We start from the raw sequence: 24,540 nt of genomic DNA, 5'->3' as shown, positions 1-24,540 counted from the left end.
TCAGCCAGTGTTTACGGCGTGGTCTCGACTCCTGCACCGGATGCGTCCTTGAACCTGGCGTTGATGAGCACCACCTCGCGCCCGGCCCTATCCAGCAAACTCGCTGCGACACTCGCCCGATATCCCGTGGCACAGTGCACCCAGATCCTCGCGTCCGGCAGCTCTGTGATTCTGCTGAGCAACTCGTAGACCGGAATGTTAATCGCTCCTTTGACGTGGGAGGCCTTGTATTCGTCCGAGCGGCGAACGTCCAGGACCATGTCCTCACTGGTCCTGTTACTGAGGAGAGCAGCCCAGTCCCCGTGCTCGTAGCTCGCCTGGGGATGGTCAGGTGCCAACGCTCCAACGTTCAGAACTGCGGCTTCAGGCCCGACGGCGGCATCCGGGCTGTCGATGCCGATCCTCGCCAAGTCACGGATCGCCTTTTCAACCTCGTCGATGGGCCCCAACAGCGTGAGCGGCTGGTTCCACGGAATCACCCAACCGAGGTAGCTGGTGAAGTTGTCCCCACGGCCGTACTCAAAACTCACGCTGCCTTGGAGATGACTGTCCGCGAAAGCCACGCGATGCCGCAGATCCACCACCCACTCTCCTGCCCTCAAGCGCCGGCCCAGTTCCTCAGCGTCCACGGAGTCCGGCACGTCCAGGATTGCCGGGTACGGACCGGCGGCATTCAGCGGGCTCATGTGGGCGTAGTACGCGGGGTAGGCCGTGATGTTCTCCAGCAACTGCGACACAAAGTGTTCCTCGTCCGGATCTGTCAGGGCGTGATTGGACCCGGTTTGCTCACTGATCGTCGAGCTCTCTTGATGGCTCGCCGGGCCGATGGAACAGAACGAGCCGAATCCATGCGTTGGGTAGAGGGCTGCTTCGGGCGTCGCCGAGTCCACCAGGCGCCGGACCGAGGAGTACTGATCATGGGCCAACTTCGCGGTGTCCTGCGGGGAGACCAGGTCCGTCCTCCCGACTGAACCGTAGAGCAAGCTGCCGCCGGAAAACACAGCCTCCATGCCGCCGTCGTACGTGTCGTCCCGCACCACATAGGAGAGGTGCGTGTGCGTGTGGCCAGGCGTGGCCACCACCGTCACGGAAAGCCGGCCAATCCGAAGCACCTGGCCGTCCGTGACAGGGACACGCCTGAAAGAGACCTCGTCAGCGGCGTTCACCAAGTATGCAGCGCCCTGCTTCTCCGCCAGGACGAGGCCGCCTGTGACGTAGTCGTTGTGCAGGTGCGTTTCGGCAACATGCGTGATCCGTACGCCAGCCTTAGCAGCCGCCGCTTCCACCCGGTCGATGTCCCGCTGGGGGTCGATCACCAACGCCACTGAGCCGTCGTGCACCAAGTAGCTGCGATCACCCAGCTGCGGAGTTTCAATGACGACGACGTCCATGACTCAGGGTACCGCCGGGTGCCACAGTGGCGAGCCTAAAAGCAAAGCGGGGCCACTCAGATTGAGTGACCCCGCCAGCCGTGAAACGGAAGAACTAGACCTGTGCGGCTACGCCATCACGGGAAATGTTGACCATGTCCTCGCGCGGCACAACCTTGATGCGCTCACGCTTGACCTCAACGCCGTGGGAGGTGCCGGCCTCGGTGGCTGCTGCGCCGAGAGCGAGCTCGTGTGCGTCAAGGGCCAGCCAGCCTTCCCAGCTGGTGAACTTCACGCCGCGGGCATCGAGGAGATCCACCACGGCGTCCGCCGCGGGAACCTCGGCGACCGGCAGGTTTTCGCGGTCCTCCAAGAGGTAGGTGACGGTTTCGAGGGCATCGCCCTTGGTGTGGCCGATGAGGCCAACGGGACCGCGCTTGATCCAGCCCGTTGCGTAGAGGCCGGGCACGTGCTGGCCGTCGGCGTCCAGGACACGACCGCCGTCGTTGGTGACGACGCCCTTCTTGTGGTCGAACTCGACGTCCGGCAGGGCCGAACCGAAGTAGCCGATGGAGCGGTACACGGCCTGGACCGGGTAGTCGATGAACTCGCCGGTGCCGCGGGCGTTGCCCGTGCCGTCCAGCTCGGTGCGCTCGAACTTGATGCCGGCTACCTTGCCCGGGGTTTCCGGGGAGTCCACGATTTCCACCGGGCTGTGCAGGAAGTGCAGGTGCAGGCGGCGGGAAGCCGTGAGCTCGGAGAGGTCCTCGGGCTGCTCGGCGATCCAGTTGGTGAGCGTGCCAACCATGGTCTTGGTCTGGTTGTTGGTCTGGACCTGGCGGTCGGACTCTTCGTCGAATTCGAAGTCCTCGGCGTAGAGGATGATGTCTACGTCCTTGGAGTGCGAGAGTTCGCGGAGTTCCAGCGGGGTGAACTTCACCTGGGCCGGACCACGGCGGCCGAAGACGTGAACGTCGGTGACCGGGGAGTTCTTCAGAGCGGCGTAGACGTTGTCCGGGATTTCGGTGACCAGGAGGTCATCGGCGTGCTTGGACAGGACGCGGGCCACATCCAGGGCCACGTTGCCGTTGCCGAGGACAGCGATTTCCTTGGCATCCAGCGGCCATTCGCGGGGAACGTCCGGGTGTCCGTCGTACCAGGACACGAAGTCGGCGCCGCCGAAGGAACCTTCGAGTTCGATGCCGGGGATGTTCAGGTCTGCGTCCTTGATGGCGCCGGTAGCGAAGATGACGGCGTCGTAGTGCTTGCGGAGGTCATCAATGGAGATGTCCGTGCCGTAATCCACGTTGCCGAAGAAGCGGATGTCGCCGCGGTCCAAAACCTTGTGCAGGGCGTTGACGATGCCCTTGATGCGGGGGTGGTCCGGGGCAACGCCGTAGCGGATCAGGCCGTACGGTGCCGGGTAGCGGTCGAAGAGGTCGATGCTGACGTTGAGTTCGCCGCTCTTGACGGCCTCGCTCTTGGTCAGGATGTCCGCTGCGTAAACGCCGGCCGGGCCGGAGCCGATGACAGCGACGCGAAGCGGACGGTCCGCAGAACCTACGGGAGTGCTAATTGACACGGCTGTGTTCCTTCTTCTTGTTCAGTCCTCCCAACTAGGTCGCAGTTCACGTCGTTTTGAGGGCTCATAACGACGTGAACTGCTACCTAGTTGGGCCGGGGGCTAGTTACTGCGGACGCGGGGACGATTCGGGGTAATTGTGCTGTAGTCAGCGGTCTTGAAATGCTGCGGTGCAAAGGGGCTGACACGGACCACATCGCCGATCACAATGACCGCCGGGTTGGCCACGCCGACGGCTTCCGCCTGGTCCGCGATGGTTCCCAGAGTGCCGATGGTGACGCGCTGGTCCGGCAAATACCCGTTCTCTACGATACCTACTGGTGTGTCCAAAGGCAGACCCGAGCCGGCCAGCTCAGCCGCGGAATCGCGCAATTGCGCCACTCCCATGAGCAACACCACAGTGTGATCAGGGCGTGCCGGGACTTCGGACAACTCTTCGTGGCCGGTCACCACGCTGAAACCCTTGGCCAGGCCGCGGTGTGTCACAGGGATACCCGCAGCCGCCGGAACGGAGATTGCAGACGTCACGCCGGACACCACTTCAACCTCGACGCCGTTCTGGCGGCAGAACTCCGCTTCCTCGCCGCCGCGGCCCAAGACGTAGGGGTCGCCGCCTTTGAGGCGGACCACCCGGTTGCCCTTGAGGGCTTCCTCCACAAGGATCCTGTTGATCTCGAGCTGCGGCACGGGATGGTGGCCGGGCGTCTTGCCTACCTCGATCACCCGGACGTCCGGGGCAAGTTCCTTGAGCAGCTCGCGCGGGCCAAGACGGTCAGCAACCACGACGTCGGCCTGGCCCAGCAGGCGACGACCGCGGACTGTGATGAGTCCCGAGTCGCCGGGACCACCGCCGACCAAAGCGACCGAGCCAACGAAGCCGTCCGTTCCCGCCTTGCGATGACGGCGGAGCGGCAGGTCCCCGGTTTCGAGGGCAGTGGCTACAGCGTTGCGGAGGGCCATGGCACGGCGAGGGTCTCCCCCGGCATTGATGGCGATCTTGACGTCGTCCACCACGGCAACGGCGGGTGTCCAAGCGGCTGATGCTTCATGGTCCGAGGCGTTGACACACCAGATGCGCTGCGCCTCGGCGTCGGCGGCTACCTGGGTGTCCACAGCTGCTGTGCCAGTGGCGGTCTGAGCGAACCAGACGCCGTCGAGGTCGGACGTGCGGTACTCGCGCTGCTCCCAGGTGAGGAGACCGGAAGTGGCGAGACCGCGAAGTGTTTCGGTGGCAAAGGGAGCGACCACGGTGACTTTCGCACCGGCGTCAAGCAGTCCCTTGGCGCGGCGCTCCGCGACGGGGCCGCCGCCAACCACCAGCACCGGGCGGCCGAGCAGCCGCAGCGCGGTGGGGTAAATGTCCTGTATTGCCATGAAAAAACTGTAGGGCGGCGCCGTAACATGCTTCAAAGGCTCGGAAACACCCGGTAACGCTGGGTAATCCAACGTCACATAGTTCCCTGCCTAATTCGGGGAAACACGGTCTTTCAGCGTCAGGTAATACGCGCGCTGTTCCTTGCCCAAGTGCTCAATCGCGTAACGAAGAGCCGTCCGCGGCATGGTGGCTGCGTGTTCGTCGAGGAACGCCAGCAGACGCTCGCGGCTGCTGCGCCCGGCATCGCGGACCCAACCGCCCACCGCCTTATGGATGAGGTCTTCCTTGTCATGAAGGAGGATCTCAGCGATGGCGAACGTGTCATCCAGTTGGCCTTCCCGGATGAACGCCGACGTCGCGACGATGGCCGTCCGACGCTCCCACATATTCTCCGAACGGGCCAGGTCATACAGCGGATCCCGCGGCTTATCCATGAGCCAACCGCCCACCACTCGCCCGGCTCCCAGGTCCACCAGGTCCCAGTTGTTGATGCGGTCATGCCTGCGCAGGTACAGCTCGTACAGCTCCTTGCGCCGCTCTTCCGTGGTCTTCTTTTTCTGCGTTTGCAGCGCCATGATCTTCACAGCTCCGGCGCGGGCCTCGTGGATGTCCTCTTCCAGGAGCTTCTCGATTTCAGCCGGGGGCATGGCCGCGAATTCCTTGCCAAGCGTGAAAACCTCGCCCATGCGGACGCCCATGAAGAAGTCACCCTCGGCGTAGTCGCCCTTGCCTGTCTTGAAATACCGCTGGTACTTGAGCTGCTCGACGTCGGATTGCCTCGCTTGAAGCCGTGCCAGGAACTCGACGGCGCTGGGCTGGGTACCTGTCATCCCTCAATAATGCGCCTAAAAGACCGACCAGCCAGTACGCGTGGTGAATTCGTCCAGAGCGGCCACGCCGGCCACGGAATTCCCGGACCGTCCCAGGCCAGGGCTCCACACACTGATGGAGCACTTGTTCGGAACCACGGCTACGATCCCTCCGCCCACGCCGCTCTTGCCAGGGAGGCCCACCCGATACGCGAATTCGCCTGCGGCGTCGTACGTTCCGCAGGTGAGCATGACGGCGTTGATCCTCTTGGTCTGCGCCGGCGACAACAAAAGGGTTCCGTCCGTTCCCAAGCCGTTGGCAGCCAGGAAGCGGGTCGCGAGCGCCAGGTCCTCACATGTCATGGCGAGGGCGCACTGCTTGGCGTAGGAGTCCAGGACCTCGTCCACCGGGTTCTCCAGGTTGCCGCAGCTCGCCAGGAAATGGGCCAGCGAGGCATTGCGGTGGCTGTTGGCCAGTTCGGACCCGGCAACGTGGTGATCGGTATCGATGCTTTCCTTGGTGGTCTCTTGACGCATCAGATCCCTCACTGCGTGCGCGGCATTGCCGGTGATGCTGAGGAGCCTGTCCGTCACCACGATTGCGCCGGCGTTGATGAAAGGGTTCCGGGGAATCCCTTCCTCGCTTTCCAGCTGGATCAGCGAGTTGAACGGGTTGCCTGAGGGCTCCCGGAAGACTCGCTTCCAGATCCCGTCGCCGTCGAACGCCAACACCAAGGCGAGCGCAAATACCTTGGAGATGCTTTGGATGGAGAAGTCCACGTGGGCATCTCCGGCTGAATAGACCTCGCCGTCCCGGGTTGCCACGGAAATCCCGAATTGTTGGGGATTCACGGCCCCGAGCTGCGGGATGTAGCGGGCTACATTGCCTTGGCCGACATGCGGCTGCACAGCCCCGACGATGTCGTCGAGGAGATTCTGGATGTCCACGCTTCTAGCCCTTGGTCCCTGCGTAGGTCCAGAGCCTGATCTGAAGGTGCGCCAGAAGGCGTTCGTCTGCGGACTGCAGGTCCAGTCCCGCCACTTCGCAGGCGCGACGCAGCCTGTAGTGGACTGTGTTGCGGTGGACGGCCAGTTCCTCGGCGCAGCGGTTCACGTCGCCAAAGAACTCCAGGTAAGTCAGGAGCGTCAGGGCGAACTCCGGATAGCGGCTGCACAGCCGGGTGATTCCGGCATGACGCAAGGTGGTCCGTGACTCCAGCAACTCCAGCAGCTCCCTGGTGAGGACCGTCGTTTCCACGTCGCTGTACGAGGCCACGCGAACTTCGGGAGTTGCCTCCATGACTTTCAGGACGCTGCGCACGTGATCAAGGGTGGCGTGCAAGGCGTCCAGGCGCGGAACGATGGGACCCACGGCTGCCTGCACTTGAAAGTGAAGGTGGGTGGTGGCATCACGAACAATCGTATTGACCAGCCTGTTGATGGCAGGAAGCGATTTCAGAGGGTCGAGGTCGGGCAGGATGATGGCCGTTTCCATTCCGAGAGCCCCCACCACTGCACCGGGCCTGTACGCTGCAGCGTGAATTGATGCCACCTTGGAAAGTTCTCCCCTGCGGAGTTGGAGGCCGGCGGCGCTCTGGCTCAAACCGCCCGCAGAGATCAGGACCAGGGCTGCTGGTTTTGATGGATCAATCCCTGCGGACTGGGCCTGCGAGTGCACCTGCGCCGTGCCGCTCAGGAGGCTTGAGACCCGGTCCTCCCGCATCGATTGGGACTGTTCATTGCGGTGCCGGACCAATTCGATCGCTGCGTGGCGGGCTGCTCCCACCATGATGCGGTCCGTGTTGGCCGCCAAAGGTTCAGCACCCTCCTGCAACCAGATGTACCCCATCACACGGCTGCCGGCATGAATACCGATTGCTACTCGTTCCCGAAGACCCGCATCCATGTTGGCTTCCACATGAATCGGCGCTTCAGTAGCCTGAAGGTGCTTGTAGACCCCTGATTCCTTGAGCAGTTTTTGGTATTTCTCGGGCCCCCGCCGCGCCAGGATGGACAACCTGCGGAGCTCATCAACATCATTGGACGCCGGCGAGTAGGCAAGCACTTTGTTGCCTGGATCTTCAATGACCACATGGCCGTTGGTTAGGGTCGCGGTTGTTTGGGCGATCGCAAACAGGTCCCGATGCACTGACGTGGTGCTTTCGCCGGGCACATCGCTGAAGCGGCCGTCGTTTTCGCGGACACGGTTTTCGTGGACACGGTCCAAAGCGACGCTTTCGAATTTGTCCCACCGCAGACCCGGTGCGACCGCCACCAGCCCGATGCCCGTGGGTCGCAGTAACTCTGCTGCGGCTTCCAACTCGCGTTCGTTGCCCTTAACGGCTATTGCCGTGGGACGGTCGGCAACAATCCTGCGAAGTGCCGGGAGCGCCGCGCGTCCGCGGGCGCCGATGAGCATGACCAATGCCCCCGGGCGGATCGCGTCGTCGTCTTCAGCGTCAACAATGACAGTTTCACGAACGTTTCTGTTGTCCTCTGCCGGGGCCAACAGCAACCGTGCGTTGTGGACGCCCAGGTCTTCAAGGACATCGCTCAATAAGGTGACGACACCGTCGTCGTCAATTTCCAGGGCTTTCAACGAAGCTATCGCTTCCTCTCCTCATCAGTTCACTTCAGCAGGACGCTCCCTCGCCATTGAGGGGCTCCGCCGGTACATGTACGCGGACACGCACAGCGAGAAACATTACCGGCCCTTCAGAACACCAGTGTTGTCCCCTCGGCACAAGAGCCGGGCCCTGAATTTGGTTCGCCAGCCAATTTGTTGGCGACGGCGGACACCTAGAGTTGGTGACTGTCCCAAACACCACAAAGACTGCCTGCAGCGCGGCCAATTTCAGGCGCAGCTGCCCGACAGCCACCGTTTTTGGAGTATTGAGCCACCTGAGGTGGCACCGGAGTCAAAGGAGACCCCAGAAGTGATACCCACCCCTGCATCTACAAAAACCCTTCCGTCCGCACCAGGCTTAGCCACCCGAACGTCGTCGAGCGCTTTCGCCCAAGAGGAAGCCGGTTACCGCAAAACCCTCAAGCCCCGGCAGATCCAGATGATCGCCATCGGCGGTGCGATCGGTACCGGGCTCTTCATGGGCGCCGGCGGTCGCCTCAACGGTTCCGGGCCCGCCCTGATCCTGGTCTATGCCGTCTGCGGGTTCTTTGCCTTCCTGATCCTCCGGGCACTGGGCGAGTTGGTGCTGTACCGCCCTACGTCGGGCTCGTTCGTTTCCTACGCCCGGGAGTTCTACGGCGAGAAAATGGCATACACCGCCGGCTGGCTCTACTTCCTGAACTGGGCCATGACCTCCATTGTGGACGTCACCGCAGTTGCCCTCTACGTCAAGTTCTGGGGCCAATACTGGGCACCCATCAACGACATCCCGCAATGGTTGATTGCGCTCATCGCCCTAGTGGTGGTGCTCGCCCTGAATCTGGTGTCCGTGAAGATCTTCGGCGAGATGGAGTTCTGGTTCGCCATGATCAAGGTGGGTGCCTTGGTGACGTTCCTCGTGGTGGGGATCTGCTTTATTGTCTTTGGCGGCCGGACGGATGTAGGCGTTCCGGGCTTCAACGTCATTGCAGAGAACGGCGGCATGTTCCCCATGGGGGCTGTGGCACCGCTCCTGGCGATCAGCGGCGTGGTGTTTGCCTACGCTGCCGTGGAACTTGTGGGAACTGCGGCCGGAGAAACGGCCAACCCGCACAAGGTGATGCCAAAGGCCGTAAACACCGTGGTCATCCGCATCGGAGTCTTCTACGTGGGCTCGGTCCTGTTGCTTTCGCTCCTGCTTCCCTTCACGTCCTACAAATCCGGCGAATCACCATTTGTCACATTCTTCTCGCACCTCGGGGATCCGCAGGCCGGAGCCATTTCCGCATCCGTGATGAACTTCGTGGTCCTCACCGCGGCGCTCTCCAGCCTCAACGCCGGCCTCTACTCCACCGGCCGCATCCTTCGCTCCATGGCGGTGAACGGCTCGGCTCCGCAGTTCACGGGAAGGATCAGCGCGTCCGGCGTGCCCTACGGCGGCATCCTGCTCACAGCGGTCATTACCTTGGTGGGCGTTGGATTGAACGCCGTCGTCCCGTCGCAGGTCTTCGAGATCGTGCTGGAAATCTCGGCGGTGGGCATCATAGGCGGTTGGGCCACCATCATGCTCTGCCACATCAAGCTCCAATCATGGGTTCGCAGCGGCAAAGTTGTCCGGCCGGCGTTCCGGCTGTTCGGTGCGCCGTTCACCTCCTACCTGACGCTCGGATTCCTGGCCTTTGTGCTGGTCACCATGGGGTTCTCAGAGACGGGCCGCTGGGTGCTGGCTTCCTTGCTGGTACTGGCACCACTGCTGATCGCAGGTTGGTACGCGTATCGCGGCCGCATCCGCGCCGCCCAGACGTCCTAGCCACATCTTGAGTTTGAAAGTGAAACACATGAGCAACCCCTCCCCGTCCCTCAAAATCGGCACTCCCAGCCGGGCATGGCGGTCCCGTGCCGATGCGTGGGAGTTCTTGGGATACGCCCTCAGGCAGCTTGCATCAGCCCGACACCAGGAGTCCGGTCTGCTGTCCCAGATCGATCGGACTTTTGCCCTCCTGATGTCGGTGGAACCGTATTGGGCAGAACCGGGAGTCGGCGCCGTGGTCCAGTTACGCCAGTTGATCGACGACGGCGAACCCCAGGCCGCGCTCCAGCTTCTGGGCGGATTGTCCAACCTTCCGCTCGCCTCCTTGGGGGAAGCGGCTGCGGCGCCGCGCGGGGAGACGGTGGAAGACGAAGCTGTTGACCAGTCCGAGCCGGCTGAGCGGCCACGCTTTGAGGTAGTGGTGGTTGACACCGTTGACCCTGACGAAGCCGAAGCACTGAAGAACACCATGGCTGCGCAGAGGCGGCCCTCTGATGCTTTCACTTACACCGTCAACGTGGTTCCCAGCTACGAAGATGCCCTGGTTGCCGTCATGCTGAACCCCGCTATCCAGGCTGTTGTCCTGCGCCCGGGTTTCGCACTCCGGAGTTCACATCTGCTGGGCAGTGACCTCCGTCGCTTCCTGGCCCGGCATACCTCCGCGGACTTGCAGGACTCGCGGCCCATCAAGCGGATCCTTGGGTTGGCCGACGCCATCTCAGCGCTTCGGCCCGAGCTGGACGTCTACCTGGTGGCAGGGGTCTCCATCGAATCACTGGCGGGATCACTCACCAGGAAGTTCCGGCGGATCTTCCGCAGGCAGGATCATTTGGACCTGCATCTGTCACTTCTTTCCGGGGTGGCGGAACGCTATGAAACCCCGTTCTTCACCGCGTTGCAGGATTACAGCCGCCGCCCGGCCAGCGTCTTCCATGCCCTGCCGATTTCCAGGGGCGCTTCCGTCGGGAGTTCGCCGTGGATCCGGGGCATGGCCGATTTTTATGGGACGAACCTGCTGTTGGCCGAAACCTCCGCCACCTCGGGCGGGCTGGACTCACTGCTGGATCCTCACGGATCCATCAAACGGGCACAGGAGCTGGCCGCCCGTGCATTCGGGGCGCAGCGAACGTACTTCGTTACCAACGGCACGTCCACGGCCAACAAGATCGTGCATCAATCGCTGCTTGCTCCCGGCGACGTTGTCTTGGTGGACCGTAACTGCCACAAGTCGCACCACTACGCCTTCGTGCTCGCCGGTGCCCGCGTTTCGTACTTGGACGCCTACCCCTTGGACAAGTACGCCTTCTATGGCGCTGTTCCCCTGGCGAGCCTGAAACGCAGGCTCCTGGAGTACCGGCGGGCAGGCAGGCTCCATGAGGTGAAGATGGTGACCCTCACCAACTGCACTTTCGACGGCGTTGTCTATGACGTCGAAAGGGTCATGGAGGAATGCCTGGCCATCAAACCGGACTTGGTTTTCCTCTGGGACGAGGCGTGGTTTGCCTTCGCCCGCTCCCACCCGGTGTACCGCCGTCGAACCGGCATGGCAGCTGCTGCCGCTTTGGAGGCCTCGTTCCACAGCCCTGCCTACGCTGCCCGGTACGCCGAACAGGCGGCCGCCTTGCATGACCCGGTCACCGGCGAACCCGTGGATGACGATGCTTGGGTGAACACCCGGCTGATTCCCGATCCCGCGAAGGCGCGGATCCGGGTCTACGCCACGCAGTCCACGCACAAGACCCTGACATCCTTGCGGCAGGGTTCCATGATCCACGTGTTCGATCAGGATTTCGCCGGCTCCAACCAGGAGTCGTTCCGCGAGGCTTACATGACGCACACCTCTACGTCACCGAACTACCAGATTCTGGCGTCCTTGGACATTGGAAGGCGGCAGGTGGAGTTGGAAGGTTTCGGCCTGGTTCAACGCCAATCCGACCTTGCGGTATCTGTGGCCCAGGCCGTCGCCAGGCATCCCCTGCTGAAGAAGTACTTCCGGGTACTGACGTCGCGGGACCTCATCGGCGGGCGATACCGCGAAACCAGCTCCAGCATGCCGCTGCGGGATGGGCTGGCTGAACTGGAGGATGCCTGGCAGCGGGACGAGTTCGTCATCGATCCCAGCCGGCTCACACTGGACATCAGCAAGACAGGGATCGACGGCGATACTTTCCGCCACAGCTACCTCATGGACGATCACGGCATCCAGGTGAACAAAACGTCCCGGAACACTGTGCTGTTCATGACCAACATCGGCACCTCCCGCAGCTCCGTGGCCTACCTGATCGAGGTCCTGGTAAAGCTGGCCGAGGGTTTCGAGAATCCACATCCTTCTGCGCGACGGCGGACGCTCCCCGCGGAGTCCGGGGCTCCCCGGCGGACTCCCCCGCTCCCGGACTTCAGCACGTTTGCCGCGCGCTTCCGTGTTGACGATGCCTGCGAGGACGGGGATATCCGGGCAGCTTACTTTGAGAGCTACAAGCCAGATTCCACTGTTTACCTTTCCGCGGCTGAAGTAGCTGCAGCGGTTTCCACGGGACAGGAAGTGGTCTCGGCAGGTTTCGTCACGCCGTACCCTCCGGGCTTCCCCATCCTGGTCCCGGGGCAAGTGATCACCCGGCAGACCCTTCAATTCATGGATGCCTTGGACACCCGCGAAATCCATGGATTCGATCACGAACGCGGGTATCGGGTTTTCGTTGAGCCTGTCTCGTTTTCGGTTGCCGGGCTGGCGGCGGTGGCTTCCTAGGCCTTCGCGTTCCACCCGATCGTCGGGGCGATGTGTTTCGCGACGTTGCCCAAAAGCTTTGCGTTGTAATCCACGCCCAGCTGGTTGGGTACCGTGAGCAGGACGGTGTCTGCCGCTTGGACTGCGGCGTCCTTGGCCAGCTCTTCAGCCAGGGCGTCCGGCTCGCCGATGTAGCTCTTCCCGAAACGGGACAACGCGCCGTCGAGAATTCCTACCTGGTCCTGGCTGTCCGCTTGGGCGCGGAGGCCGAAGTAGTGGTTGTCGACGTCGTCCACAATGGGGATCACGCTGCGGCTCACGGAAATTCTGGGTTCAAAGTCGTGTCCGGCTGCGGCCCACGCCTCGCGGAACATCTGAATCTGCTCTGCCTGCAGCTCGTCGAAGGGCACACCAGTGTCCTCGGTGAGAAGGGTGGAGCTCATGAGGTTCATGCCTTGCTCGGCTGCCCAAACGGCTGTTTTCCGTGTTCCGGCGCCCCACCAGATTCTTTGCGGGAGGCCGGGAGACTGGGGCTGTATGGGCAACAGACCTGTGGCTCCGCCGGCGTAATGGGGATCCGCTTCGGCAACGCCGTGCCCGGCAACCGCTTTGCGGAACAGGGCTGTGTGGCGTCGGGCCATGTCGCCGCCGTCTTCACCGTCTTCCGGGACGTACCCGAAGTTCGCGGCCCCGTTCCGTGCGGGTTCCGGTGAACCACGGCTCACGCCTAGCTGCAGACGGCCGTCGCTGATGAGGTCCGTGGCCGCGGCTTCCTCGGCCATGTACAGCGGGTTCTCGTAGCGCATGTCGATCACGCCGGTGCCCATTTCAAGGCGCGTGGTTCGGGCTGCGATGGCTGCAAGCAACGGGAAGGGCGAGGCCTGCTGCCGGGCGAAGTGGTGGACTCGGAAAAACGCGCCGTCTATACCTAGCTCCTCGGCGGCCACCGCCAGTTCGATTCCCTGCTTGAGTGCTTCTCCGGCCGTTGGTACGAGGGAACCCGGGACACGTGCCCAATGTCCGAAGGAAAGGAAGCCGATCCGTTTGTTGTGCATGTTCGGGACAACACGTCGAGCGGTGTGGTAATTCCTCAATCAGCCCGTCGATAGTGCATGGCCACCGCACCGTTGCTGAGCGGATCGGCCGAGATCAGCTCCAGGCGCCGGGTGCCGGGCAGTCCGCCCTGATACAGGGTGGGGCCGTGGCCGGTGATCATGGGGTGGACGAGGAATTTGTACTCGTCGATCAGATCGAGTCGGTCCAGTTCCGTGGCAAGTTTGCCGCTGCCCACGAGCACACCGTCTGGAGTCTTGTCCTTGAGTTCCTTCACCACCGTGCGCAACTCACCGACCAGGTGATGGCTGTTGGTCCATGGGAAGACGCTCCGCGTTGCCGATACGACGTACTTGGGTTTGGTCTCCAGACTAAGCGCCCACTCGCGTAGGGCTGGTGGTGCGTCCACCTCGCCGCGGGCAACCAACGGCCAGTAGTCCTCCATCATTTCGTAAGTAGTACGGCCCCAGAGCATTGCCCCACTCTGGTCCAGGAGGCGGGTGAAGTGGGTGTGCGTCTCGTCATCGGCGATGCCCTCCCTATGATCGACGCAGCCATCGAGCGTGACGTTGATGCTGAACGTTAGAAGGCCCATCCGACGATTCTAGGCGTCGAAGGAAATCGAGCATAGAGTAGAGCATTGTCGAATTGCATACCCACCGGGGGTATACTCTTGCTGTCTGGAACATCCGCAGAGGGACCGCGAAGGAGGTAGTGGAGCATCGTGAATTGGCCGACGTCCCCTCAAACCCCTGCGGCCGGCCTCGGGCCCCTAACCTTCCTCCGGAAGGCATCGCTACTGCTTCTGGTAGCAGCTGTCATTACGGGCATTTTCGGAATGCACGTGGTCAGTGGATCTCATGGCACCCACCCTGCGAACCCTGCTTCACCTGTCATAGCTGCCGAACCTACGCCCCACGGGCACCACACTCCGCAGCTCCATGGGACTCCGCAGCCCTATGGGAGTTCGCCTGCTGAAGCGGACAAGTGCACGTCTGGAAGTTGCTCCTGTACCGAGGCGGCGGCCACCAACTGCATCCCTTCGCTACAAACAGGTTCCCTGGCCGCTCCGCCTCCAGCCGTTGCTGTCGGCGTAATCCCTGCCTCACGGGAACTTCATGTTCTGCCCCTCTCTTGGTCCTACCAGCCCCTCGGTCCTACACCCGGGAAGCTCTGCATCAGCCGCACGTAAGCACTGGCGCGGCCCGCGACTGGTGGGCCGGTTAACCCTTCACCATCTGCTTACCCCTCGGCGGCTGACAGACGGCCGCCTGAATTGGCAAAGGACGTTTTTCTGATGAGTAGGACACACTTCATTTTTACCGGCGCCGCTATCGCAAGCCTGATTGCGCTGGCTGGTTGTGCCACCAACTCCGGGTCCGATTCCATGCCCGGCATGGACCACGGAGGTTCCGGCGCTTCCGCGCACCCTTCAGCGAACAGCAGCGACGCCGGGCACAACGCAGCAGACACCATGTTCGCCCGGATGATGATTCCCCATCACGCCCAAGCGGTGGAGATGTCCGACGCCATGCTGGCGAAGGCTGGCATCCCGCCCGCAGTAACGGCCCTGGCCGTCAAGATCAAAGAAGCTCAGGCACCCGAGATCGCGAAGATGACGGTTTGGCTCAAGAGCTGGAACGAGGACGTCACCATGCCCTCGGACGGCCATGGCGGTCACGGCATGGACGGGATGCTGAGCGACGCCGAGCTACAGAAACTCAACGACGCCCAAGGCGTGGAAGCTGCCAAGCTCTTCCTGACACAGATGATCGCGCATCATGAAGGCGCCGTCAGCATGGCCAAGACAGAGATCAGCCAAGGCAAGAATCCCGAAGCCGTTCAGCTTGGCAAAGACATTGTCACTGCCCAGGAAGCCGAGAATCGGGAAATGCAGGATCTCCTGGCCGGACTATAACCTCACGGTTTGGTGACGCAAAGGCCCGACGGCGGGAGGTCGCCGTCGGGCCTTTGCGTGTTCGTTCTGTTGGCGTCAGAAGGGTGCTGACTCAGCGAAGAACGGGTGCGCCCGCCTGCCAGGACCTACCGGCTGCTGCCCGCCAGCAAACCCCGACGCTGCAGCAAACGCTTCTCGATCGGCCCGAACACCAGAATCTCGATCAGAATGCCCACGAACAGGATCAGCAGGATCGCGGACATCACGATTGTCATGTCGGAAAGGATCCGGCCTTGATCCAGCAACGAGCCAAGTCCGAAGCCGATGGTGCCGCCCACTGCGATGATTTCCGCGGCCATGAGTGAGCGCCAGGAGAAGGCCCAACCCTGCTTCAGACCGCCAATGTAGCCGGGAAGAGCTGCGGGCAGGACAATCTGCAACGCCATCTGGAGCCGGTTCGCACCAAGGACTGTACCCACGCTGCGGTACTGCGGCGGGATCTGGTCCACACCTGAGATGAGCCCGTTGATGATGGAGGGGATGGCACCCATGAACACCACAAAGTACACGGTGGCGTCGGTCAGGCCGAACCAGATGATCGCGGCGGGAACCCAGGCCACGGAAGGGAGCACCTGCAATCCGGAAATGAGCGGCCCGAACGCACGGCGCAAGGGAGCCACCTGAGCCAGGATCAACCCCACGGGAGTAGCGATGACCACCGAAATGAGGAAGCCGACCACACCACGCTGCAGTGATGTCCACACTGCTTCCTGGACTTTGCCTTCACCCCACATGGTCACGAACTGGGTGAGGACATCCAGCGGCCCGGGAACGAGGTCGCGCCGCTTGAACTCCAGTGAAACGTAGAACTGCCACGCGAGGATCAGGACAGCCAGTGCGGCAACGGGCAACAGCACCCGCTTCCAGTCAATGCCGGCCTTACCGCCGCTGTCAGACTGAAGGTTGTCCAGGCCGGCTTCAAGGTCCCGGAGCTCGGAGGCGTTGCCCTTCAGCGACGGCGAGGTGATGTGCTCTTTGGATTCAGTCACGGGAAGGGTCCGCTCTTCGGTGGTGGGGTTACTTGGCATGGCGGCGGATCTCCTCGCGAAGCCGGCGGGTGATAACTCCGGTCAGCTCCCCAGCGCGGCCGGCATCAGTGCGGTGCTCCTCCGTGACATCCCATTCAGCCACCACACGGCCTGGACGCGAGGACAACAGCAGCACGCGCTGCCCCAGACGGACAGCCTCGCGCACGTTGTGGGTAACGAACACGATGGTCCGACCCGTTTCCTTCCAGATCCGCTCGAGTTCGTCGTGGAGGAGGTCGCGGGTGATCGCATCGAGGGCAGCAAACGGCTCATCCATCAACAGCAACTGCCGGTCCTGAGCCAAGGAACGGGCCAACGCAACGCGCTGCCTCATGCCTCCGGACAGTTCGTGGGGACGCTTATCCCCTGCGCCACCCAAGTGCACCAGTTCCAACAGTTCAGTGGCACGGATACGCCGGCTCGCCTTAGTACTGGACTTGTCCGCCAACTGCAAAGCCAGCTCGATGTTGCCCCGCGCCGTCAGCCACGGGAACAGGGCTGCGTCCTGGAACATGAAGGCAGCGCCGTCGCTGGGTACTTCAAGAGCGCCCGACGTCGGCGGTTCCAGTCCCGCCATGATGTTCAGCAAGGTGGACTTACCGCAGCCGGACGCACCGAGGAGGGCGACGAACTCGCCTTGAGCGATGGTGGCGTTGACGTCGTCCAGCACCGGGGCGCCGTCGCCGAAGCGCTTGCCCAGGTTCTCGAGTACGACTGGCATGGTCCCGTCCTTCGTGTTGATTGGTAGAGCTGATGTGGCTGCAGACCAGCCTGTTGCTGCTTAGTCCTGGCCGAGTCCTGCAGCTGAGGTCTTGTTGCCTTCAACCTCGTTCAGAGTGCGGAGGTCGAAGATGCCGTTGATGTCGGCCTGCTTTGTGGTGCCGGCGTCCACGCCGTCCTGCAGAAGCTTGGGGTAGGTTCCCGCCAGCGGGTCCGTTGTGAACGTGATGTTCTGGAGAGCACGTGCAATGACGTCTCCCGGAAGCGGTTTGCCTGCAGTGTCCTTGAGGACAGCGTTAATGGTGGTGGCCTTCTCTTCAGCCGAGGCCGAGTTCAACCACTTCACGGATTCCACATGGCCCTTGAGCAGCGCCTTTACCGTCTCAGGGTGTTCGGCAGCGAACTTCTTGTTCACGATCAGGATGGTGGTGGTGAAGTCGCCGTTTTCCCACAGATCCTTCTCGTCCACCAGGACCTTCGCTCCGGCCTCGAGTACAAGCCGGGACGCCCACGGCTCCGGCAACCACGCGCCGTCGAGCTTTCCGTCGGTGAAGAGCTTCAGCGACTGGGCGTTTTCGGTCGGGTTGATATTGACGTCGCCGCTGCCGTCGGTGTTGGTCTTGAATCCTTGGTCACCCAACCAGGCGCGGAGGGCCACGTCCTGGGTCCCGCCGAGCTGCGGGGAGCTGAGGACCTTGCCTTTGAGGTCCGCAGCCGAGTTGAACTCCGGCTTGACCACCAGCTGGGCACCGCCGGAAGCGGCACCGGCGATGATGCTGATGGACTCGCCGTTGCTCTTGACATAGGAGTTGATGGCCGGGTTCGGACCGATGTACGTGGCATCGATGGCGCCGGCGTTCAGGGCTTCGATCGCGGCGGGGCCGGCGTTGAAGACCTGGGTGCTGAGCTTGGTATCGCCAAGTTCCTTGGCGATGATGCCCTGGCTGGTGCCCACCAGCGCCGGGCCGTGGGTCACGTTGCTGAAATAGCCAAGCTTCAACTCAGCGGCGGGTGACGCCGTGGGAACCGGCGCAGTCTCATTGCCGCGGGAAACTGCGGAAGCTACTGCAGCGCCTGCACCGATCAGCAGGACCAGGCCAACGGCCAGCGCGATCTCAACGGCACGGCGGCGTTTGGGTTTGTTGCTCTGGCCGGCGACGATCCGGACGGTGCCGGGATTGGGTTTCTGTGATTCGGGCGTGTTTGCCATGAAGGTTCCTTAGGAGGTGCGGGATGCGGAGGGCGTTGTTCAGGCCCTGTGACATCGCCCATCATGGGCAAAGAAGGACCAGTCCGAAGAGGTCATGCCTTCACAGTAGGGACTGTCATATTTACGCTTCAATCCCGTAGAAACCAAGGTTCACGCAGGGTCACTTGGCGTCATATTCGCCGCCAGGGCTTCAATGTCTCGCGGGGTTGTGCGGCAGCAGCCACCGATCAGCCGGGCACCGTTTCCCCGCCACCCGGCCGCGTTGCCTGCCAGTGTCCCCTCCCCCGGCCCGCTGGCGGATGGACCCCAGGTTTTGGTCACGGCGTCGTAAGTCTCACCGGAGTTCGGGTACGCAACCAACGGCGCATCCGTAGCATTATGCAGGGTCCCAAGCGCATCCGTCACCAGTTCCAACGGCACGCAGTTAACGCCGACGGCGGCAACGCGCGGTTCCGCGCGGAGAAGCGCAGCCACGTCCGCCAGTGGCGTTCCGTCACTGATGTGGCCGCTGTCCCGCAGCGTGAACGTAAACCAGGATTCGACGTCGAACTCCGCCACGAGCGCCAGGAGCGCCTCCGCTTCAGCGTAAGACGGCAGCGTCTCGCACGCCAGGAAATCCGCGCCGGCCTCCACCAACGCAGCGATGCGGGGGCGGTGGAAGTCCCGGAATTCCGCGGCGGAAAGCGTGTAATCGCCCCGATACTCCGAGCCATCAGCGAGGTAGGCGCCGTAGGGACCCACGGATCCCGCCACCATAAGCGGTCCGCTCGCAGAGCCCTCCGCCACGGCTTCCTGGCGGGCTTCGTCGGCCAGCCGGACACTCAACGCCACCAGTTCCAAAGACTCCGCAGCAGGCAACCCACGCCGCGCGAATCCCTGCGGCGTGGCTTGGTAGCTGGCGGTGATGGCCACGGAGGCTCCGGCGTCGAAGTAGTCGCGGTGGACCTGCTTGATCAGGTGCGGCTGTTCCAGCAGGACCTTGGCCGACCACAACGCGTCCTCCAGGTCACAGCCGTGAGCCTCCAGTTCCGTGGCCAAGGCGCCGTCCAGGACAAGGTCCTTGCCGGAGGCCAAATAAGTGCTGAGCGTGGTGTTCTGTGGCATGGGTCCTTCCCAAAAAGAAAACCGCAGCCTGTTCGAGATTCCCGCCGTACAGCGTGAGGAGTCGCGAACAAGCTGCGGTTATGTGACTACGTGTGACCCTAGATGACGTAACGTTCGTCTTCGTGGTCGCCCGGGTGGTCTTTGACCAAACCGGCGGCCAGTGTGTTGCCGTCGATGGGGTCGATCACCAGGAAAGCACCCGTGCGCCGGTGGTGCAGGTAGTTCTCCAGCGGCAAGGGAGCTGACAACCTGAGCTGTGCGTGCCCGATGTCGTTGAGCTCAAGGTTGGACGCGGGCTCCACGTTGAACGTGGCCAGGTCCAGTTTTCCGGTGACGTTGCGGACCAAAGCCTGGACCGTGCGCGTACCGTGCTTCACCAGGACCTTCTGGCCCTCACGCAACGGCTTGGGCGAGAGCCATGCCAACGACGCGTACAGGTCAGCTGTGCTCTCACGGACAGTCCCGGCAGCAGCGATGGTGTCACCGCGGGCGATGTCGATCTCGTCAGCCAAACGGACGGCCACCGATTGCGGCGCCGCGGCCTCGTCCAGCGACTGGCCGGCGAAGTCGATGCCGATCACCGTGGTGGTGCGCGGCTCGTGGCCCGGGCTGATGACGGATACTTCGTCGCCAACCTTTACGGAGCCCTCAGTGATCTGTCCGGCGTAAGCACGGTAATCGCGGTAGGCCTCAACATTCAGCCCGGCAGCAACAGCATCCGGAGCCAGGGCACCCTGTGGACGGATCACCAACTGAACCGGGAAGCGGAAGCTCTCCAGTTCGGCCTCGAGCTCGTCAGCAGCCGGGAGGGTTTCGAGAACCTCAAGCAGCGCAGGACCGGTGTACCAGGGCGTGCGCTCCGAGCGGTCCACCACGTTGTCGCCATCAAGGGCCGAAACGGGAACCACCAGCAGGTCAGCAACGCCATCGGAACCCAAGCCAAGCTCGCGGGCAACCTTCTGCACGTCGGCTTCGATGTCGCGGAACACCTGCTCGCTGAAATCAACGAGGTCGATCTTGTTCACGGCAACAATCACGTGGGCAACACGCAGCAGCTGCAGCACGGACAGGTGCCGTCGGGTCTGCTCCAGCACGCCCTTACGGGCGTCGATAAGTACGACGACGGCATCCGCAGTGGACGCGCCGGTCACCGTGTTCTTCGTGTACTGAACGTGGCCGGGGCAGTCCGCCAGGATGAAGCTGCGGCGGTCCGTAGCGAAGTAGCGGTAAGCCACATCGATGGTGATGCCCTGCTCGCGCTCGGCACGCAGTCCGTCAGTCAGGAGGGCGAGGTCAATCCCGCCCTTTTCGCCGCCGAAGCCGCGGTCCGCTGAGGTGCGGGCGACGGCGTCGAGCGTGTCAGCAAGAATCGCCTTGGAATCGTGAAGGAGGCGGCCCACCAAAGTGGATTTGCCGTCGTCAACCGAGCCGGCGGTAGCGAAGCGGAAGAGCGTAGAGGGAAGCGCTTCGGAGTTGAGTCCGGCGTCCAGGAGTGCGGTTTCGGTGCTCATTTAGAAGTAGCCGTCCTTCTTGCGGTCTTCCATGGCTGCCTCGGAGATGCGGTCATCTGCTCGGGTGGCGCCACGTTCGGTCAGGGTGGAGGCAGCGACTTCAACAACGACGTCGGCCACAGTGCGTGCATCGGATTCCACAGCACCGGTGCAGGACATGTCGCCCACCGTGCGGTAGCGAACCAGCTTGGTGATGACTTCCTCGTGCGGCAGGGGTTCGGAAACCTCGCCCACTGCACGCCACATGCCGTCTCGGGCGAAAACCTCACGCTCGTGGGCGTAGTAAAGGCCAGGGAGCTCGATGTTCTCGCGCTCGATGTAGCGCCAGATGTCCAGCTCGGTCCAGTTACTGATGGGGAACGCACGGACGTGCTGGCCCACCGTGTGGCGGCCGTTGTACAGATTCCACAGCTCAGGACGCTGGTTACGCGGATCCCACTGGCCGAACTCGTCGCGGAGGCTCAGGATGCGCTCCTTGGCGCGGGCCTTGTCCTCATCGCGACGGCCGCCGCCGAACACGGCGTCGAACTTGTTGCGCTGGATGGCGTCCAGCAGCGGGACGGTCTGCAGCGGGTTGCGAGTGCCGTCGGCACGCTCGGCCAGCTCACCGCGGTCGATGAATTCCTGCACAGAGCCGACAACCAGCTTCAGGCCCAGGCGCTCAACCGTGCGGTCGCGGAAGTCGATGACCTCCGGGAAGTTGTGGCCCGTGTCCACGTGCAGCACAGGGAAGGGAACCTTGCCCGGCCAGAACGCCTTGGTGGCCAGGTGCAGCATGACCACAGAGTCCTTGCCCCCGGAGAACAGCAGCGCAGGCTTCTCGAACTCGGCAACAACCTCGCGGATGATATGAATGGCCTCGGACTCGAGGGTGTCCAGTGAGCTCAGGCGGGACGAGCCGCCGTCTGCCGCCCCCGCCCCTACGCCGCGCGGCTGATCTTCGATCAGCCCAGCGCGCGGCTCCGACAGGCCCGATGCCACTCCCTGGGCGGCAGACGGCGTCTCTAGGTCGCTTTCCAGCACGTCCAGCTCCAGTTCCTCGTTGGTGGTTTGAGTGCTCATGTGTGTAGTCCGCATTCTGTCTTGTCGGATCCTGCCCAGCGGCCGGCGCGGGGGTCTTCGCCCGGAGCCACTTTGCGGGTGCAGGGCTGGCAGCCGATGGACGGGTAGCCCTGGCTCAGGAGGGGGTTGACGGGAAGGATGTTGTCCTCGGAGTACTCGATCAGTTGATCGAAGGTCCAGTCGACCATCGGGTTCACCTTGACCAGGCCGAAGCCCTCGTCCCAGGTGACCACGGGCGTGTTGGTGCGGGTGGGACCCTCGTCGCGGCGGACACCGGTGAACCACACCTCGTAGCCGGCCAGTGACCGGCGCAGCGGCTGAACCTTGCGCAGCGCGCAGCACTGTGCGGGGTCCCGGGCGAACAGGTCCTTGCCCAGAAGGCGGTCCTGCTGTTCCACGGTGTTCTCCGGAAGGACGTCCACCACGTTGACGCGGAGGTTCGCTGCGACTTCGTCGCGGGTCTCGTACGTTTCCTTGAAGTGGTAGCCGGTTTCCAGGAACAAGACGTCGACGCCGGGAAGCTGGTCCGCGACCAAAGCCGGCAGGACGGCGTCGGCCATGGAGCAGGCAACCGTCACTGTGGGCAGCTCGAAGTTGCGGGCCACCCAGGCGATGACGTCCCGAGCCGGGGCGTTCCAGCCGAGCTCAGCGGCGCCGGCCTCGGCCAATGCCTTGAGCTCTTCGTGTGACCGGAGGGCGGGCCGTGCGGCTGCACTGGCGAGGTTGGTTATGGTGACGGGATCTGTCATTGGAGATCTCCTTCATCTGCCGAGTGCGCCCACTCCGCGAAGGTCTGGCCTTCGGCGCCCACGGCGACGAATTTACGGACCACTCGCTCCACGTAATCGGGCAGGTCCTCCACCGTGACTTTGAGGCCGCGGACGGTACGTCCCAAGCCGGCTTCCTCGCGCTCGTTGTTAGCCAGCCCGCCACCGAGGTGGACCTGGAAACCCGGGGTGGGGTCGCCGTCGGGCGTTGGCAGCATCATGCCCTTCAGGCCGATATCGGCCGTCTGGATACGTGCGCAGGAGTTCGGGCAGCCGTTGATGTGGAGGGACAGTGCCGAGGGCAGCTGCTTGGTCTCCACGAGGTCGGCCAGGCGACGCTCCAGCTCAGCGATGGCCGTTGCTGCCGTGACCTTGGTTTCCACGATGGCCAGCTTGCAGAACTCGATGCCCGTGCAGGCAATGGTGCCACGGCGGAATACGGACGGACGAGCCGAGAGGCCCAAGGTGTCCAGCTCTGCGATGAGCGGCTCAACCTGCTCCTTCGCGACGTCCAGGATGACCAGCTTCTGGTGAGGAGTAGTGCGCAGGCGGTAGCTTCCGTGCTTCTCCAAGGTGTCCGCAAGCGTGACAAGGGCCTCGCCGGATGTGCGGCCCACAGTGGGGGTCACGCCGATGAAGAACTTGCCGTCCTTCTGCTCGTGAACGCCGATGTGGTCGCCGGGAGCCGTGGGCTTGGGAGCGGCAGGACCATCCGGAAGCTGGAAGCCGAGGTATTCGTCTTCAAGGATCTGGCGGAACTTGGCCGGGCCCCAATCGTTCATAAGGAACTTCAGGCGGGCCTTGGTGCGCATGCGGCGGTAACCGTAGTCGCGGAAGATGCTGGTGACGCCGAGCCATACTTCAGCGGCAACGTCAGCTGAGACGAACACGCCAAGGCGTTCGGCCAGGCGCGGGTTGGTGGACAGGCCGCCGCCAACCCAGAGGTCGTAGCCGGCACCGAGCTCGGGGTGGACAACGCCTACCAGGGCGAAGTCGTTGATCTCGTGCACCACGTCCTGGGACGGGTGGCCCGTGATGGCCGTCTTGTACTTGCGCGGCAGGTTCGCCAGCTCGGGGTCGCCAATGAAACGCTCGGCGAGCTCGTGGATCAGCGGGGTGGGATCGATGATCTCGTCCTTGGCGATGCCCGCAACCGGGGAGCCAAGGATGACGCGGGGAACGTCGCCGCAGGCCTCGGTGGTGGACAGGCCGATGGACTCGAGGCGGCGCCAAATCTCCGGCACATCCTCAACGCGGATCCAGTGCAACTGGATGTTCTGGCGGTCCGTAAGGTCGGCCGAGCCGCGGGCGAAGTCCACGGAAATCTGGCCGATGACGCGAAGCTGCTCAGTGGTCAGCGCCCCACCGTCGATGCGAACGCGCAGCATGAAGTACTTGTCTTCGAGCTCGTGCGGTTCAAGCGTTGCCGTCTTGCCGCCGTCGATCCCGGGCTTGCGCTGGGTGTAGAGGCCCCACCAGCGGAAACGGCCGTGAAGGTCGGTGCCGTCGATCGAATCGAAGCCCTCTTTGGAGTAGACAGACTCAATCCGCTCACGGACGTTCAGCCCGTTATCTTCCTGCTTCCAGGTCTCGTTGGCGTTGAGCGGTGCGGTGCCGTCAACCTTCCACTGGCCGTGGGGCTTGGCGGCAGGGCGGGTGCGCGCCGGACGCGAGGGGACTGCGGTGTCCGAGGACGCACCGGCTACAGCTGTATCTGTCATACATCGACTGTAGGTCTGGCCAGTTTTCGCCAGCAAAGGTCCGGAAACGCTAAGTCACCTAGGGAAACATTTCGTCACGAACACGCCAGCGGCCTTGTCCGGAGGACCTGTTTTGTGCAGGTCCAATTGCT

At 63.1% G+C, this 24,540-nt stretch carries 19 protein-coding genes; 3 read left to right on the top strand and 16 right to left on the bottom strand.

Going from position 1 to position 24,540, the window contains the following annotated elements:
* Nucleotides 1–11: 11 nt before the first annotated feature.
* The 6 genes from RIF72_RS06455 to RIF72_RS06430 all read right to left on the bottom strand — a co-directional run bounded on the left by RIF72_RS06455 (nt 12) and on the right by RIF72_RS06430 (nt 7,735).
* A complete protein-coding gene (locus RIF72_RS06455; protein ID WP_309074029.1) occupies nt 12–1,391 on the bottom strand; it encodes an MBL fold metallo-hydrolase in 1,380 nt (459 codons plus the stop codon).
* A 94-nt stretch (nt 1,392–1,485) separates the two neighbouring features.
* Entirely contained in the window at nt 1,486–2,952 is a 1,467-nt protein-coding gene (locus RIF72_RS06450) for an FAD-dependent oxidoreductase (RefSeq protein ID WP_309074028.1), read from the bottom strand.
* Between the two features lie 102 nt (nt 2,953–3,054).
* Complete coding sequence (gene cobA / locus RIF72_RS06445; RefSeq protein WP_309074027.1) at nt 3,055–4,326, bottom strand: uroporphyrinogen-III C-methyltransferase; 1,272 nt, start codon at nt 4,324–4,326, stop codon at nt 3,055–3,057.
* 90 nt (nt 4,327–4,416) lie between these two features.
* Nucleotides 4,417–5,157: a DNA alkylation repair protein gene (locus tag RIF72_RS06440; RefSeq protein ID WP_309074026.1), complete on the bottom strand. Its 741-nt coding sequence runs from the start codon at nt 5,155–5,157 to the stop codon at nt 4,417–4,419.
* 15 nt (nt 5,158–5,172) lie between these two features.
* Nucleotides 5,173–6,084, bottom strand: a complete 912-nt coding sequence (locus RIF72_RS06435) for a glutaminase (protein ID WP_309074025.1) — start codon at nt 6,082–6,084, stop codon at nt 5,173–5,175.
* A gap of 4 nt (nt 6,085–6,088) precedes the next feature.
* Nucleotides 6,089–7,735 (bottom strand): helix-turn-helix domain-containing protein, encoded by a 1,647-nt coding sequence (locus tag RIF72_RS06430; RefSeq protein ID WP_309074024.1) that lies wholly within the window; start codon nt 7,733–7,735, stop codon nt 6,089–6,091.
* A 337-nt stretch (nt 7,736–8,072) separates the two neighbouring features.
* Between RIF72_RS06430 and RIF72_RS06425 the strand changes: the two genes are divergently transcribed.
* Nucleotides 8,073–9,551 carry an amino acid permease gene (locus RIF72_RS06425; protein WP_309074023.1) on the top strand — a complete coding sequence of 493 codons (1,479 nt, stop codon included), beginning with the start codon at nt 8,073–8,075 and terminating at the stop codon, nt 9,549–9,551.
* Between the two features lie 28 nt (nt 9,552–9,579).
* Complete coding sequence (locus RIF72_RS06420) at nt 9,580–12,297, top strand: aminotransferase class I/II-fold pyridoxal phosphate-dependent enzyme (RefSeq protein WP_309074022.1); 2,718 nt, start codon at nt 9,580–9,582, stop codon at nt 12,295–12,297.
* Here RIF72_RS06420 and RIF72_RS06415 read toward each other — a convergent pair.
* A complete protein-coding gene (locus tag RIF72_RS06415) occupies nt 12,294–13,331 on the bottom strand; it encodes an LLM class flavin-dependent oxidoreductase (RefSeq protein ID WP_309074021.1) in 1,038 nt (345 codons plus the stop codon). The two genes, RIF72_RS06420 and RIF72_RS06415, sit on opposite strands and share 4 nt — an antisense overlap.
* 35 nt (nt 13,332–13,366) lie before the next feature.
* Nucleotides 13,367–13,924, bottom strand: coding sequence for a dihydrofolate reductase family protein (locus tag RIF72_RS06410; protein WP_309074020.1), 558 nt, complete (start codon nt 13,922–13,924; stop codon nt 13,367–13,369).
* A 702-nt stretch (nt 13,925–14,626) separates the two neighbouring features.
* Here RIF72_RS06410 and RIF72_RS06405 point away from each other — a divergent pair.
* The gene (locus tag RIF72_RS06405) at nt 14,627–15,247 is read left to right on the top strand and encodes a DUF305 domain-containing protein (RefSeq protein WP_309074019.1); all 621 of its coding nucleotides are present in this window, start codon (nt 14,627–14,629) and stop codon (nt 15,245–15,247) included.
* 125 nt (nt 15,248–15,372) lie between these two features.
* Here RIF72_RS06405 and RIF72_RS06400 read toward each other — a convergent pair whose 3' ends face one another.
* The 8 genes from RIF72_RS06400 to RIF72_RS06365 all read right to left on the bottom strand — a co-directional run bounded on the left by RIF72_RS06400 (nt 15,373) and on the right by RIF72_RS06365 (nt 24,409).
* Nucleotides 15,373–16,314 carry an ABC transporter permease gene (locus tag RIF72_RS06400; protein ID WP_309074018.1) on the bottom strand — a complete coding sequence of 314 codons (942 nt, stop codon included), beginning with the start codon at nt 16,312–16,314 and terminating at the stop codon, nt 15,373–15,375.
* On the bottom strand, nt 16,304–17,035 hold the full coding sequence (locus tag RIF72_RS06395; RefSeq protein WP_309074017.1) for an ABC transporter ATP-binding protein: 732 nt from the start codon (nt 17,033–17,035) through the stop codon (nt 16,304–16,306). The genes RIF72_RS06400 and RIF72_RS06395 overlap by 11 nt, the downstream gene beginning before the upstream one ends.
* A 60-nt stretch (nt 17,036–17,095) precedes the next feature.
* Nucleotides 17,096–18,244 (bottom strand): ABC transporter substrate-binding protein, encoded by a 1,149-nt coding sequence (locus RIF72_RS06390; protein WP_309074016.1) that lies wholly within the window; start codon nt 18,242–18,244, stop codon nt 17,096–17,098.
* A 150-nt stretch (nt 18,245–18,394) separates the two neighbouring features.
* Nucleotides 18,395–19,348: a homocysteine S-methyltransferase gene (gene mmuM / locus RIF72_RS06385; protein ID WP_309074015.1), complete on the bottom strand. Its 954-nt coding sequence runs from the start codon at nt 19,346–19,348 to the stop codon at nt 18,395–18,397.
* A gap of 98 nt (nt 19,349–19,446) precedes the next feature.
* Nucleotides 19,447–20,859 carry a GTP-binding protein gene (locus RIF72_RS06380; RefSeq protein WP_309074014.1) on the bottom strand — a complete coding sequence of 471 codons (1,413 nt, stop codon included), beginning with the start codon at nt 20,857–20,859 and terminating at the stop codon, nt 19,447–19,449.
* Complete coding sequence (gene cysD / locus RIF72_RS06375) at nt 20,860–21,921, bottom strand: sulfate adenylyltransferase subunit CysD (RefSeq protein WP_309074013.1); 1,062 nt, start codon at nt 21,919–21,921, stop codon at nt 20,860–20,862.
* Entirely contained in the window at nt 21,918–22,670 is a 753-nt protein-coding gene (locus tag RIF72_RS06370) for a phosphoadenylyl-sulfate reductase (protein WP_309074012.1), read from the bottom strand. Before RIF72_RS06370 ends, cysD begins: the two co-directional genes overlap by 4 nt.
* Nucleotides 22,667–24,409, bottom strand: a complete 1,743-nt coding sequence (locus RIF72_RS06365) for a nitrite/sulfite reductase (RefSeq protein ID WP_309074011.1) — start codon at nt 24,407–24,409, stop codon at nt 22,667–22,669. Before RIF72_RS06365 ends, RIF72_RS06370 begins: the two co-directional genes overlap by 4 nt.
* Between the last annotated feature and the right edge of the window lie 131 nt (nt 24,410–24,540).

The organism is Paenarthrobacter sp., from assembly GCF_031180005.1.
GTDB lineage: Bacteria > Actinomycetota > Actinomycetes > Actinomycetales > Micrococcaceae > Arthrobacter.
This window is presented reverse-complemented; position numbering and strand designations above follow the sequence as displayed.

Coding starts and splice junctions, on each gene's coding strand:
- RIF72_RS06405 (WP_309074019.1), top strand. CDS start 14,627: ATGAGTAGGACACACTTCATTTTTACCGGCGCCGCTATCGCAAGCCTG.
- RIF72_RS06420 (WP_309074022.1), top strand. CDS start 9,580: ATGAGCAACCCCTCCCCGTCCCTCAAAATCGGCACTCCCAGCCGGGCA.
- RIF72_RS06370 (WP_309074012.1), bottom strand. CDS start 22,670: ATGACAGATCCCGTCACCATAACCAACCTCGCCAGTGCAGCCGCACGG.
- RIF72_RS06440 (WP_309074026.1), bottom strand. CDS start 5,157: ATGACAGGTACCCAGCCCAGCGCCGTCGAGTTCCTGGCACGGCTTCAA.
- cysD (WP_309074013.1), bottom strand. CDS start 21,921: ATGAGCACTCAAACCACCAACGAGGAACTGGAGCTGGACGTGCTGGAA.
- RIF72_RS06415 (WP_309074021.1), bottom strand. CDS start 13,331: ATGCACAACAAACGGATCGGCTTCCTTTCCTTCGGACATTGGGCACGT.
- RIF72_RS06380 (WP_309074014.1), bottom strand. CDS start 20,859: ATGAGCACCGAAACCGCACTCCTGGACGCCGGACTCAACTCCGAAGCG.
- RIF72_RS06410 (WP_309074020.1), bottom strand. CDS start 13,924: ATGGGCCTTCTAACGTTCAGCATCAACGTCACGCTCGATGGCTGCGTC.
- cobA (WP_309074027.1), bottom strand. CDS start 4,326: ATGGCAATACAGGACATTTACCCCACCGCGCTGCGGCTGCTCGGCCGC.
- RIF72_RS06400 (WP_309074018.1), bottom strand. CDS start 16,314: ATGCCAAGTAACCCCACCACCGAAGAGCGGACCCTTCCCGTGACTGAA.
- RIF72_RS06455 (WP_309074029.1), bottom strand. CDS start 1,391: ATGGACGTCGTCGTCATTGAAACTCCGCAGCTGGGTGATCGCAGCTAC.
- RIF72_RS06390 (WP_309074016.1), bottom strand. CDS start 18,244: ATGGCAAACACGCCCGAATCACAGAAACCCAATCCCGGCACCGTCCGG.
- RIF72_RS06365 (WP_309074011.1), bottom strand. CDS start 24,409: ATGACAGATACAGCTGTAGCCGGTGCGTCCTCGGACACCGCAGTCCCC.
- RIF72_RS06395 (WP_309074017.1), bottom strand. CDS start 17,035: ATGCCAGTCGTACTCGAGAACCTGGGCAAGCGCTTCGGCGACGGCGCC.
- mmuM (WP_309074015.1), bottom strand. CDS start 19,348: ATGCCACAGAACACCACGCTCAGCACTTATTTGGCCTCCGGCAAGGAC.